Genomic DNA, 12,472 nt, shown 5'->3' with positions numbered 1-12,472 from the left:
TCTACCTTAAGAAAAACAATAATGAATCATTACAGGGATATTTTAAACTATTTTCATCAAAGAAGCACCAATGCTGCTGCTGAATCCTTCAATGCGAAAATAAAAAACTTCAGAATGCAGCTCAGAGGTGTAAAAGACAAAGCATTCTTCTTATTCAGATTAGCTAAACTTTTTGCCTAGCCCCCAAATTTTGCGCTTGATCCGATAAAGCTACTTAACATTCCCCCCAACTTTTGAGACTGATCCAACTTTTGCGCTTGATCCCAAATTTTGCGCTTGATCCTTTTTATTGAATAACGAACAAAAAGAATGAGTTTAGCTCATTACATAAAAAAATCAAAGGCCTCCTGAAGGAAGCCTTTGAAACACCAAATCACAAAATATTAATATGAAAAAAATTTACTTTTCAGTAAACTTGTGACCCGGCTGGGATTCGAACCCAGGACCCATACATTAAAAGTGTATTGCTCTACCAGCTGAGCTACCGAGTCGGCCACAATTAAAATGAAATCAATTTCAATATTAATTATAAAATTTTCTTTGCAGTGCCTGCGACTGGACTCGAACCAGCACATCCTTAGGAAACCACCCCCTCAAGATGGCGTGTCTACCAATTTCACCACGCAGGCAATAAAATTACAAATCTAGTAATTATTATTGCTAGTGACCCGGCTGGGATTCGAACCCAGGACCCATACATTAAAAGTGTATTGCTCTACCAGCTGAGCTACCGAGTCGGCCACTTGTGTAACAAGTTTTCATTTAAGTAATGTCCCTTGTTTTAAGTGGTGCAAAGATATGACTTTTTTCTTTATCTCAAAACTTTTTCGCAAATTTGTTTAAAAAAAATTCATGGTAATTTCATTGATCGGATACATGGGAAGTGGCAAATCTCACATTTCCAAAATATTAAGCGAAAAAATAGATTTTAAATTAATCGATCTCGATAAAGAGATTTCCAGAAGAAATAAATTAACCATCCCGGAAATTTTTGAGAAAAAGGGAGAAATTTACTTTAGAAAGCTGGAAAGAGAGGCACTTGAAGAGATATTGGCCTCGGAAGAAAATGTAGTTTTAAGTCTGGGCGGAGGAACTCCGGTATATTATAATAATATGGAAATCATTAATCATAACTCCAAGAGTGTTTTTTTAAGAACCGGAGTAGGAACATTGGTTGAAAGACTTTCAAAACAGAAAGAAAAAAGGCCGCTGATTGCCAATATATCTGATGAAGACCTGCCGGAATTTATTGCCAAACATTTATTTGAAAGAAATCAATTTTACAGCAAGGCGCAATTCACTGTCGGGACAGATTCCAGAGAACCGGAAGACATCGTTAACGAAATAATAGAAAAGCTCTATCTCTAGAGCTTTTCTACTTTTTATATTAATCTTCATCCTCATCTTCACCGCCAGTCTCTCCAAAGAAATCATCCCAGTCTGTAAAATCGGAGTCGATATCATTTCCTACATAACCATCCATATCTCTTCTGTCTTTTTTGGTAGGCCTTCCCTCACCTTTGTTTCTGTAATAGTCCTGTGACATTTTACGGAGTTTCAACAGTTCGTATTGTTCTTTATCTGTTACGTCCTGAATATGAAGAGGCACCAGCTTGGCTCCAATTCTGCTTTTGGGAATCTGAATTACTTTTATTTTATAATCAATCTGATTCTTACGGATTTTAATAGTATCTCCTTCTTTTACCTCTTTAGATGACTTTACGGCAGATGTTCCTATAGAAACTCTGTTCTTTTTAATCTCCTCTGCTGCAATACTTCTCGTCTTATAAAAACGAATGCTCCATAAAAATTTATCTATTCTCATATTTTTTTATACTTTTGCCGTTATATTATTTGTAAAGTAATTAAAGTTTTTTGAAATGAAAAAAATATTTTTATATATCCTTGCAGGATCTTTGTGTTTTTCTGCCTGTAAAAAAGATGATACAATTGATACTTATGTAGAACCGGAAGACATTGCTACACAAAACACCTATGATGATCAGGCCATTAAAAAATTCATGGATGAGAATTATCTGGATGCACAGGGTAATATAAAAGCTTTCAGCTCTACGGACACAGCAGACGATACTGAAAAGAAATTATCTGAACTGTCGCCTGTAACGCTTCCTTCAGGAACAATCTATATTATGAGAAATGGTGCTCAGCCTGTAAATCCAGGTACGGATCAGATCATTAAAAATAATGACATCCTTACCTTAATGATGAAAGCTACGACTTATCTTGCGATTAATACAGACGGGCAGTCTTCATTTACTTCTTCAGCATCCTTTGTAAACACGATCAACGGCAGTGGTATTCCTATAATTGATCCAAAATTCTATTATATTTCTAATGTAGAGGGTAAGAAGGATCCATTAATAGCAAACGCAACAACCGATGCCGCCAAACAGCCAAGTTATTATACAATTGAAGGATTTAATGAAGCTATGCAGAAGTTTACTGCATTTAAAGACTATTCCAGTGGATCACCATATAACTTACAAGGAGTAATTATTGTTCCTTCGAGAGCTGCTTTTGCTAGAGATCCATATTATACCGGTTACAGTTCTGTTTCACTTAGAAATAAGACTTTTGTTTTCAACTTCCAGGTATACGGAAGAGCAGACAGACCATAACTAACATTCAATTTTACATAAAATAAGAACCCCGCAATGTCCATTGTGGGGTTTATTTATATCATTTCTGTATTAAGATTACGATCTTGCCTTCTGTTTTACATTTCCTAAAATATCCGGGAAGTAAAGATCTGCAAGGTGGTCAAATTCATCTCCTCTCATAAACATGGTAGCGTCTACTTCTTCATAAGAACTTCTTCCTGCAGCAGCAATCAGTTCGTTGCAGGTATGAAGTGTATTTTTGTGGAAATGATATACTCTTTCGGCCTTATCCGTCACATCAAGTCCTTTAATAAGCATTTTATCCTGGGTTGCTACTCCCGTAGGACAGTTATTTGAGTTACATCTCAATGCCTGGATACATCCTAAAGAGAACATAAATCCTCTGGCGTTATTACACATATCAGCTCCCATAGCAACGGCTCTCAGAATATCAAGACTGGTAAGAACTTTACCGCTGGCAATCACTCTTAATTTACTTCTCAGATTATAGTTATTAAGCGTTCTGTTTACAAAGATCAAAGCAGGCTCCAATGGCATCCCTACTCCATCAGAGAATTCTGGCGGTGCTGCCCCTGTTCCTCCTTCTGCTCCATCTATGGTAATGAAATCAGGATAAATTTTCAAAACATTCATCTGTACACAGATATCTTCAAATTCTTTGGTATCACCGATACAAAGTTTAAAACCAACCGGTTTTCCTCCTGAAAGGTCTCTTAACTGCTGTACAAACCCCAGCAATCCGGCAGCATCAGAAAAAGCGCTGTGTGATGGTGGTGAAATAACAGTCATTCCGGGTGTTACGTGGCGAATGGCTGCAATTTCCGGTGTATTCTTCACTCCCGGAAGCACTCCTCCATGTCCTGGTTTTGCACCCTGTGATAATTTGATCTCAACCATTTTCACATTTGGAAGGGTGGAATATTTTGTAAATAATTCAGGATTGAATTTTCCTTCAGCGTCACGGCATCCGAAATACCCTGTTCCGATCTGCCAGCAAAGGTCTCCTCCTTCCATATGATAAGGTGAAATCCCACCTTCTCCTGTATTATGATAGAAGTTTCCTTTTTTTGCGCCTCTGTTCAGTGAGATCTGTGCTCTGTCACTCAATGCTCCGAAACTCATTGCTGAGATATTCAATAAAGAAGCATGATAAGGCTGTGTACACTGTTCTCCTCCCACCCATACTCTCGGAAGTTCTTCTGATGGTGATTTTGCATAAATAGAATGCTTGATCCCTTCATATTTTCTGTGATTTACTTCCAGCTGCGTACCAAAAGCTACCGTATCACTTAAATTTTTTGCACGCCTGTATACTGCAGAACGCTGGTTTCTTGGAAATGGTTTCCCGTCTGTTTCCCTTTCAATAAAATATTGCTGCATTTCGGGTGAAATACTCTCGAAAAAATACCTGAAGTATCCCAATACAGGAAAGTTCCTCAAAATAGCATGTTTCGATTGGTAAGCATTGTAAACACCCAATGCATAGATTGCGGATAACAGCGTAGGTATCCAATAATGCGCTCTGATCAGTATTGCTATAATCCATGTAGCAACTACTAATACAATTCCCCAAGATAAAAACTTATCTCTCATGAATGTAGTATTTAAAAGTTTAAAAATAAATTTAGTGGAATTTTAGCAAAGAGCCTACGCTTTTGCTAAAAAATTTTGGTAAGAAGATTGCACAGAAACCGTGCCATCTGACAGGATTTTTTCTAAATTTAGAAATTCGATCTGGTTTACGGATGCAGGATCAAAGTCTTTCTGGACTCTCACATAGTTTTCTGTGAAACCAAACATTTTCCCGTCCTTATTTTCATGTTCCCAAAGAACAGGAAGCGTTTTTCCCAATTGCGTCTGATAAAATGCCATTTTCTTCTTTTCAGAAAGAATTCTCAGCATTTTGTTACGTTTTTTTCTTTCCGCTACAGGAACTACTCCGTCCATAGCGGCAGCTTCCGTATTTTCTCTTTCAGAATAGGTAAATACGTGAAGGTAGGTGATAGGAAGCTCATTAAGGAAATTATAGGTTTCCATAAATCTTTCTTCTGTTTCTCCCGGGAATCCTACAATAACATCTACACCAATAGCCGCATGAGGCATAACCTTGCGGATCTTGTTCACTCTGTCGTTATACAGTTTGGTCAGGTAACGACGTTTCATCTTTTTCAAAAGATCATCGCTCCCGGATTGTAACGGGATATGAAAATGCGGAACAAAGCTTTTACTTTTAGAAACCAGTTCAATACTTTCATCTTTCAAAAGATTGGGTTCAATAGAAGATATACGGATTCTTTCTATTCCTTCTACCTTATCCAGTTCTGAAATAAGATCAAGGAAAGTATGCTCGTGTTTTTTATTTCCAAATTCTCCTTTACCATAATCACCGATATTCACCCCTGTAAGAACAATTTCCTTGATGTCTTTTGCAGCGATTTCCGTTGCATTTCTGAGAACATTTTCGATGGTATCGGAACGTGAAATTCCTCTTGCTAAAGGAATGGTACAGTAGGTACATTTATAATCACAGCCATCCTGTACTTTCAGGAAAGCTCTGGTTCTGTCCCCAATAGAATAACTTCCGATAAAGAAATCGGTTTCTTCAATTTCACATGAATGCACTACGCCTTCACTCTCAGATTTCTCCAAATCGTCCAGGTAGCTCAGAATATTGAATTTTTCTTTTGCACCTAAAACCAGGTCCACTCCTTCAATTTGTGAAATTTCTTCAGGTTTCAGCTGTGCATAGCATCCAACAATTACCACCAGCCCTTCCGGATTGGCTTTCATTGCTCTTTTCACGTGAAGTTTACATTCACGGTCAGCATTTTCTGTCACAGAACATGTATTGATAACATACACATTCGCTTTTTCATCAAAGCTTACCTTATCATAACCTGCATCTGTTAATTGACGGGCAATAGTAGATGTTTCTGCAAAGTTTAATTTGCAGCCCAGTGTATGAAACGCGGCAGTTCTGTGAAAAGTAGACATTTGTTACTCCTGAATTTTATGGGTGCAAAGATAGTAATTTTAATAAGAATTCAAGATTGATTCAATCTATTGTTTATATTCATCTCTTACTTCGGGGCTGTTTTGAAAGCAGACGGATGATGAATTGGGAGCTGGATCCTGACCTGAAAATTTGGCTTTCATTTCTGTATTAAACTCCTGAGATCGGTTTCGGGCAATAGAAAGCGTGTTCCAATCTTCATTCTTTATCATTTTGGCAATATAAACGATCTGACCTATATGATAAGGATAATGTGCCAATTGACGAAGAACTGCATCAATCACAGGATGTGCTTCTCCTCTGATATAGGTTGATGCATAAAGATTATCCTCATTTATTTTCTCAAGAGCATCAAAAAAGCATTGCCAGCCTCGTTCCCAAAAATCCAGAACCTGTTCTTTAGTGGTAAAGGTATTGACAAATTCTCCGTCACGGTTACGCCAGGATTTCTCACCATCTTCGGTCAGGAAATTGGTCCATCTTGAAAGCATATTTCCTGCAAGATGTTTCACAATAATGGCAATAGAATTACTTTCTTCATTATACTGCCAGAACATCTGCTCATCTGTTAACTGTCCAAAGGTTTTATCACCAAGAGATTTATAGTATTCAAAACGTTTTACAAACAGGTCTTTCATTCTTTCTATTTTGATATCTAATTTAAAAACTTTTAAAAATAAAAACCACCTCAATTGAAGTGGTTTTTTCTATCTGTTTTATTGACTATTCTCTGTTTTTCACCAATACCCAACCTGTGAATTTGAGTGCAGTATTCTTTTTATCATTTTCATTCCATGTGATAGAATACCAGTATGTTCCTGTAGGTACTCTTCTTCCTCCCTGCGTACCATCCCATTTATAGCCATTGGATTTGTCTGCCTGGAAGATTTTGTTTCCATAACGGTCGAAGACATTCATGATCAGGTTTTGTTTGTTTGCCAGGGCTGAATAATCAATCACATCATTTATTCCATCTGCATTGGGTGTTATCACATTAATCAGATTAGGGACAACAATTCCTATTTCTATCGGATCACAGTCATAAGCATCTTTTACATAGACTTTATGATCTCCTCTTGAAAGATTACTGAATACATTGGAATCCTGCCAGATGATATTATCTATTGAATATTTATATGCCGGAGTTCCTCCTATTACAGATACTGTGATGGTATTGTTCGAGATATCGATACTGGAAACAACAGGCTGTTCGGAAGGAAGTACTTTTACCGTTTGTGTTGTAACACATTCTCCTGTTTTAAGTTTTACCCAGTATACTCCTATTCCGGCTTTGATCGTTTGTGTAGTTGCTCCTGTACTCCACTCGTAGCTTTTAAATCCGGGACCTGCGTCCAGAGTGGCCTGATCTTCTGCACAAATAGTCACATCTTTAAGTTTATCAGAATATACAGGTGGAATAACAATTAAAGTAACCTTAGCTACATTATAACATCCCTGAGCATTAGAAACTCTTATATACACAAATCCATTAGGTGCAATGTAATTATTGGGATTCAGGATTTCATTGGTCTGATTAACAGCATCTGTCAATGAAGGATAATATTTTTTTGCAGGATTAGTTTGGCCGGTTACCGAAGCATTAACAAGATTGAAAGAAGCTGTGGAGGGGCTGGCTTCGATGAAGCATGATCTCAAAGTTGTTTCATTCACTACCACAACCGGATAAAATTTCAGGGTAATCTCTGCTACAGCGGTACAACCGAATTCTGAGATCACCTTCACGTAGATAATACCTTCTGCAGAGACAAATGCCATTGGGGTGGTAATCTCATTGGTTCCGGCATTGAGATCCGCCATTGTAGGATAGTATTTCTTTGTAACGTTCGGGTTGGCGATAACATCCGCTGTGGTTAAGTCAAATAAAGCTGTGCCTGCATTATTATTGTTGCATTGGGTTAAAGATGCATTTTTCACTGTTATAGACCCATTTTTAAATTTAAATAATCCAACCTGTTTACATTTATTGAGCGGATTAGACGTATTGGTTGGATCGGTATAATTGATGCTGTAGTAATAGACAGTTGTCGTATTTACCGTGATAGGTGTTGTAATGGGATTATTCCCCGTTAAGGCATCATTCTGACTCAGATGATAACTTACCCCAAAGTTTTGATTTCCATTAAGAATTCCTGAGGATAATGTAGAAAAATCGAATAAAGCTGTAGCAGAACAAATGACCACTTCTCTTGGGTCAGCAGGATTTGCAGCCGGAATTCCGGGAGGATTAAATGGCTGTGTCTGAATAGCCGGATCTGTAAATGGTGAAGCCAGTGTTGCAGTTCCTCCCCACGTTAAAGAAAATGGAGCTGTAGTGGAACTGGTACTGCTCACCCAGTTGTCAATAAACAAGTAATACGTTTGCCCTGGCAAAACATCAAGATATCTACAATAAGGAGTCAGAGAACCTCCTGCAGCGCTTAAAATTGTGCTGGTCATATTCAATCCTGTAGCGGGTCCGGGTCCGATAACTGTTGCTGCATTACAACGTATCGGCGACCCTAAACTTCCACAGGTTACATTAGGGCCAAAAATCGCCCAGTCATAATCGGCATCCGGATTATTCGGAACAAGGTCGAAGGTAAGTGTACCTCCTGTAGCGATTGTAATTTTATACCAGATTGAGTTGTGTTCTCCCGTAAAATCTATACAACTTCCGGAGTTTACCAATTCTTTTATATTACCATATCCGGTAGGACTATACGTGATATTTGAATTTCCACAAACGGAGAGTGCAGTAGCACAGTCTGCCTGAGCATAGAAAGTATGAGAGAGACATAGAAGTATGAAAAGTAGAAGTTTCCTCATAGATTTAATGTTTTTATGGTTATATCAGTTACACATTGTATTGATAATCAATACCCATCAAATATAACCTTATTTTGATTAAAAACAATAAAATATAAATAATTTTAAACTATTATAAATTAAAACATCAAATAATTTAAAATAATCTATATTATATCAAATTACACAACAAATAATCAAATCTATAAAATATTCACTTTATTTTATACTTGTAATATTTCCACAGAGATTTTCCAGGTGAAATATTTTATGGAAAGGGCTTTTTACTTCTTTCAGATGTTCTTTATCCTGAATGAAAGTATATCTTGAGGCAATAGAATTCATATCGGAAACAATAACCAGCCAGCATTCATCCACAGAGGTGTCATAATATGGGAATTTTTCATTCTTTTTTTCAATAAGTTCAAGAATCTTTTCCGAGCAAAGCTCATCAAAAAGATTCATGCTGTATTCATGGGTAATAAAGACATTTCTGCGGTGAAAAGATTTTCTCAGACTTTTCACACAACCTGCTGGTTTATTTTTTTTGATGCTTTTATAGATACTGATGATGTTTTCCTGCTGTACTTCGAGATTGTCAAATTTCGTTTCCGGGTGGAATTCCAAAAAATAAACACCACGATATTTCGTAGTGTCTTCCTGTTCTAATAGTATTTCTGCCTGACGGAACATTTTATTCAAAGTACTTTCTACTTTTTTCATTTCCAGATGATTGATTACTTCGGTAAGTTCTATTCCGATTTTTTTGTCGTTGAACTTGGCGATAAAGTCTGGACTCTCGCAGGTAAGGTTTTCAAATTTCACTTCGGGAAAATGATGCATAAAAGAGTTGAGAAGAAGAATCTCGGATTTCTTTCTGTACTTTTCACGGTCATGCAGCGGAGATTCATCTATGGTACGGTGATACTTTTCCATTGGCTTTTTTTTCAAATGCCGATTAAGATAGTATAAACTAAGATTCTTTACCAGATCTTCTTCAGAAAAAGTCTTTTTCATGTGTGATTTTTTTATTTAATTAAAGAACACATGCAGCCAATGGCTTTCATCATTAAAAGTTTTTGATAATCAAAAAATTACACTCTTAAAGGTAAGTAAAAAAACAATTCAATACTTAGTTTTTAAATTAATTTATCGATTAATTAATGTAAAGTTTATTTTCATAATTAATACCTTTGTCTTTTTAAACACAAACCCAAACTTATGGATTTCAGGAATTTCAGAATACCCTACACTATCAATCCTCAATATTCAAAAAAGACCGTCTATTTCTCCATGGAATTTGCTCTTGAGCAGGTACTTAAAATATATTCCGGAGGGCTTGGCTTTCTGGCAGGATCTCACATGAGAAGTGCTTATAACCTTAAGCAGGATCTTATTGGAATCGGTATCCTGTGGAAATTTGGTTATTATGACCAGGCAAGAAACCACGACCAGTCTTTACAGCCTGTATGGACGAAAAAAATGTACAGTTTTCTTGAAGATACCGGAATAAAATTCCAAATCGAAATTCACAGTGCTCCGGTTTGGGTAAAAGTATGGTACCTTGATCCTGAAATCTTCAATACGGCCCCCATGTTTTTCCTTTCTACAGATGTTCCGGAAAACGATCACGTTTCGAAAACAATCTGTCACAGGTTGTATGATGCCAATGAATCTACAAAGCTTGCTCAATATATTTTACTGGGAAAAGGAGGAGCCAAGTTACTGGATGAAATGAATATTGAAAGAGAGGTGTATCATCTTAATGAAGCCCATGGACTTCCTGCAGCATTTTATCTTCTGAGAAAATATAACGGAGATCTTAATAAAGTTAAAGAAAAACTTGTTTTCACCACTCATACCCCTGAGGAAGCAGGGAATGAAAAACATAGCTTCAGATTATGCTATGATATGTCCTATTTTTCAGGATACAGTATGGAAGAAGTAAAAAATATTGAAGGATCTGATGACGACCGTTTTAATCACTCTCTCTGCGCATTAAGAATGGCCAGAATGGCCAATGGAGTTTCCCGGCTTCATGGTATGGTTTCCAGAGCCATGTGGAATAAATATCCGGGAATCTGTGAGATCACTTCTATTACCAATGCTCAGGAATTTAAATACTGGTCTGATAAACCTTTATACAATGCAAAGGATGAAAACGACAGTACAGTTTTCGATTTCCGCAAAAAATATCTGAAGAAAAAACTGTTCAGTATTGTTGCAGATCAGACAGGAAATTTATTTAATCCTAATGTCTTTACGATGGTATGGGCCAGAAGATTTGCAGGCTATAAGAGAGCAGAACTTCTTTTACATGATAAGGAAAGATTCTACAGACTTCTGAATAATCCAAAATATCCGGTACAGATCATCTGGGCAGGGAAACCTTACCCAATGGACTATTCTGCCATTTCTACTTTCAATACACTGGTTGAAGAAAGTAAAAACCATAAGAATATTGCTGTTCTTACAGGTTATGAGCTTTCTTTAAGCAAGTCTTTAAAACAGGGTTCTGATGTATGGCTCAATAATCCAAGAGTTCCTAGGGAAGCTTCCGGAACTTCCGGTATGACGGCTGCCATGAACGGATCTGTCAATTTATCCACAGATGACGGCTGGATCCCGGAATTTGCCAGACACGGAGAAAACTCTTTTGTAGTTCCCAAAGCAGATTATCTGAACATGAGTATTTACGAACAGGATAATTATGATTTAAATAAATTATATGAAATTCTTGAAAATGAAATTCTCCCAACCTATTACGACCGTCCTGACGAATGGAGAAAAATCCAGTACAATGCGATGAATGATGTGAAAGATCATTTCAACAGTGACAGAATGGCGGATGAATATTACAGAATCCTCTATAATCAGCAATAGAATTAATGAGCAATATCCTGAACACATCTGAATCCGGTGTGTTCAAGGCTTGTATCAGGGCTGCTTTTCATGCGGCGGGCTACTCTGTATCCGCTGCAATAGCTATCATTACATAAAAAGCTTCCTCCACGCAGGCTGCGTTTTACACTATACGGTTCCTGAGGGTCATAAGACCTGTCTGCACCCTGAGGATTCAGAACGAGGCTGCCTTCCAGTTTTTTATAGTAATCATAATTGTATAAATCGCTGCACCATTCCCAAACATTTCCAGCCATGTCATACAGGCCATATCCGTTGGCTTTAAATGATTGTACAGGAGCAAGGGTAATATAGCCGTCTTTCTTATCATTAAGGTAGGGAAATTTTCCTTCCCAGCTGTTCGCTTTAGGAATTCCTGCATTGATGGGTTCATTTCCCCATGGATAAATATTATTTTTTAATCCGCCCCGTGCTGCAAATTCCCATTCTGCTTCTGTGGGCAAGCGTTTACCTGACCATTTACAGTATGCCTGTACATCATCCCAGCTTACATGTACCACGGGATAATTGTCTTTTCCTTCAATATTGCTTGCCGGTCCCTGAGGATGCTTCCAGCTAGCACCTTTTACCCATTTCCACCATTGGCTGAAGTCATTCAGATTCACAGGTTTATTTGTGGGTTTAAATACTAATGAAGCAGCTACCAGCAAGCTATCCGGGGGTTTCGGAGTACCCTCAGGCAGGTTTTTTTTTAATTCATCCCAATCGGGTTTACGTTCTGCCGTTGTGATATATCCTGTAGCATTTACAAATTTGCGGAACTGTTCATTCGTTACTTCGGTTATATCCATATAGAACGGAGAAACTTTTACTCTGTGTTTGGGATATTCATCTGCATCAGCATAGCTGTTATCCCCTCCCATATCAAATTCACCCCCGGGAATGAATACCATTCCTTGCAAAGAAATTTTCCCGTTAAAACGGATATAGGAAGAATCTGCAGCTCCTAACCGCTTCGGAACATTCATACAGGTGTGTCCCGGTTTCTCTTCCTCCGGTTTTAAGATTTTATTCTTATTACAGGAAGATAAAAAACTTAATGCACCTATGCATATCATCATCTTTTTTATTATGGAAAACCTCATTTTAA

11 protein-coding genes and 3 tRNA genes are annotated in these 12,472 nt (G+C 37.4%); 4 read left to right on the top strand and 10 right to left on the bottom strand.

All coding sequences use genetic code 11. The features are described from left to right. Positions 1-180, top strand: a 180-nt coding sequence (locus tag C8D70_RS18635; protein WP_146212872.1) for a transposase, incomplete at its 5' end; no start/stop codon positions are given. Positions 181-418: 238 nt separating this feature from the next. On the opposite strand, the gene C8D70_RS18630 is transcribed toward C8D70_RS18635, so the two are convergent. The 3 genes from C8D70_RS18630 to C8D70_RS18620 form a co-directional block, all read right to left on the bottom strand. Next, positions 419-491, bottom strand: a tRNA-Lys gene (locus C8D70_RS18630). Positions 492-546: 55 nt separating this feature from the next. After that, positions 547-629: transfer RNA gene (locus C8D70_RS18625), tRNA-Leu, on the bottom strand. A gap of 35 nt (positions 630-664) precedes the next feature. Further along, positions 665-737: transfer RNA gene (locus C8D70_RS18620), tRNA-Lys, on the bottom strand. Positions 738-852: 115 nt separating this feature from the next. Here C8D70_RS18620 and C8D70_RS18615 point away from each other — a divergent pair. Next, positions 853-1,368, top strand: coding sequence for a shikimate kinase (locus tag C8D70_RS18615; RefSeq protein WP_047428102.1), 516 nt, complete (start codon positions 853-855; stop codon positions 1,366-1,368). 19 nt (positions 1,369-1,387) lie between these two features. Here C8D70_RS18615 and C8D70_RS18610 read toward each other — a convergent pair whose 3' ends face one another. Next, a complete protein-coding gene (locus C8D70_RS18610; RefSeq protein WP_110368306.1) occupies positions 1,388-1,825 on the bottom strand; it encodes an RNA-binding S4 domain-containing protein in 438 nt (145 codons plus the stop codon). A gap of 55 nt (positions 1,826-1,880) precedes the next feature. Here C8D70_RS18610 and C8D70_RS18605 point away from each other — a divergent pair, with 55 nt between their 5' ends. Beyond that, the gene (locus C8D70_RS18605; protein ID WP_110368305.1) at positions 1,881-2,639 is read left to right on the top strand and encodes a hypothetical protein; all 759 of its coding nucleotides are present in this window, start codon (positions 1,881-1,883) and stop codon (positions 2,637-2,639) included. 78 nt (positions 2,640-2,717) lie between these two features. Here C8D70_RS18605 and C8D70_RS18600 read toward each other — a convergent pair whose 3' ends face one another. The 5 genes from C8D70_RS18600 to C8D70_RS18580 all read right to left on the bottom strand — a co-directional run bounded on the left by C8D70_RS18600 (position 2,718) and on the right by C8D70_RS18580 (position 9,477). After that, positions 2,718-4,235, bottom strand: coding sequence for an FMN-binding glutamate synthase family protein (locus C8D70_RS18600; protein ID WP_110368304.1), 1,518 nt, complete (start codon positions 4,233-4,235; stop codon positions 2,718-2,720). Positions 4,236-4,289: 54 nt separating this feature from the next. Continuing rightward, positions 4,290-5,636, bottom strand: coding sequence for a tRNA (N(6)-L-threonylcarbamoyladenosine(37)-C(2))-methylthiotransferase MtaB (gene mtaB / locus C8D70_RS18595; protein WP_110368303.1), 1,347 nt, complete (start codon positions 5,634-5,636; stop codon positions 4,290-4,292). A 66-nt stretch (positions 5,637-5,702) separates the two neighbouring features. Next, positions 5,703-6,293, bottom strand: coding sequence for a DUF1572 family protein (locus tag C8D70_RS18590; protein WP_110368302.1), 591 nt, complete (start codon positions 6,291-6,293; stop codon positions 5,703-5,705). Positions 6,294-6,378: 85 nt separating this feature from the next. Then, positions 6,379-8,481, bottom strand: coding sequence for a T9SS type B sorting domain-containing protein (locus C8D70_RS18585; protein WP_110368301.1), 2,103 nt, complete (start codon positions 8,479-8,481; stop codon positions 6,379-6,381). Positions 8,482-8,679: 198 nt separating this feature from the next. Next, positions 8,680-9,477, bottom strand: coding sequence for a hypothetical protein (locus C8D70_RS18580; protein WP_076596705.1), 798 nt, complete (start codon positions 9,475-9,477; stop codon positions 8,680-8,682). A 204-nt stretch (positions 9,478-9,681) separates the two neighbouring features. On the opposite strand from C8D70_RS18580, the gene glgP reads away from it, so the two are divergent. Beyond that, the gene (gene glgP / locus C8D70_RS18575; protein WP_110368300.1) at positions 9,682-11,343 is read left to right on the top strand and encodes an alpha-glucan family phosphorylase; all 1,662 of its coding nucleotides are present in this window, start codon (positions 9,682-9,684) and stop codon (positions 11,341-11,343) included. Positions 11,344-11,345: 2 nt separating this feature from the next. On the opposite strand, the gene C8D70_RS18570 is transcribed toward glgP, so the two are convergent. Further along, a complete protein-coding gene (locus C8D70_RS18570; RefSeq protein ID WP_110368299.1) occupies positions 11,346-12,443 on the bottom strand; it encodes a formylglycine-generating enzyme family protein in 1,098 nt (365 codons plus the stop codon). Between the last annotated feature and the right edge of the window lie 29 nt (positions 12,444-12,472).

The organism is Chryseobacterium sp. CBTAP 102, assembly GCF_003201365.1.
GTDB lineage: Bacteria > Bacteroidota > Bacteroidia > Flavobacteriales > Weeksellaceae > Chryseobacterium > Chryseobacterium candidae.
Note: the sequence above shows the minus strand (reverse complement) of the source record. Positions and strands in the feature narration are given on the sequence as shown.

What these genes read in the sequence shown, in the direction of transcription:
- C8D70_RS18615 (WP_047428102.1), top strand. Translation starts at nt 853, where the DNA reads ATGGTAATTTCATTGATCGGATACATGGGAAGTGGCAAATCTCACATT.
- C8D70_RS18610 (WP_110368306.1), bottom strand. Translation starts at nt 1,825, where the DNA reads ATGAGAATAGATAAATTTTTATGGAGCATTCGTTTTTATAAGACGAGA.
- C8D70_RS18605 (WP_110368305.1), top strand. Translation starts at nt 1,881, where the DNA reads ATGAAAAAAATATTTTTATATATCCTTGCAGGATCTTTGTGTTTTTCT.
- C8D70_RS18600 (WP_110368304.1), bottom strand. Translation starts at nt 4,235, where the DNA reads ATGAGAGATAAGTTTTTATCTTGGGGAATTGTATTAGTAGTTGCTACA.
- mtaB (WP_110368303.1), bottom strand. Translation starts at nt 5,636, where the DNA reads ATGTCTACTTTTCACAGAACTGCCGCGTTTCATACACTGGGCTGCAAA.
- C8D70_RS18590 (WP_110368302.1), bottom strand. Translation starts at nt 6,293, where the DNA reads ATGAAAGACCTGTTTGTAAAACGTTTTGAATACTATAAATCTCTTGGT.
- C8D70_RS18585 (WP_110368301.1), bottom strand. Translation starts at nt 8,481, where the DNA reads ATGAGGAAACTTCTACTTTTCATACTTCTATGTCTCTCTCATACTTTC.
- C8D70_RS18580 (WP_076596705.1), bottom strand. Translation starts at nt 9,477, where the DNA reads ATGAAAAAGACTTTTTCTGAAGAAGATCTGGTAAAGAATCTTAGTTTA.
- glgP (WP_110368300.1), top strand. Translation starts at nt 9,682, where the DNA reads ATGGATTTCAGGAATTTCAGAATACCCTACACTATCAATCCTCAATAT.
- C8D70_RS18570 (WP_110368299.1), bottom strand. Translation starts at nt 12,443, where the DNA reads ATGATGATATGCATAGGTGCATTAAGTTTTTTATCTTCCTGTAATAAG.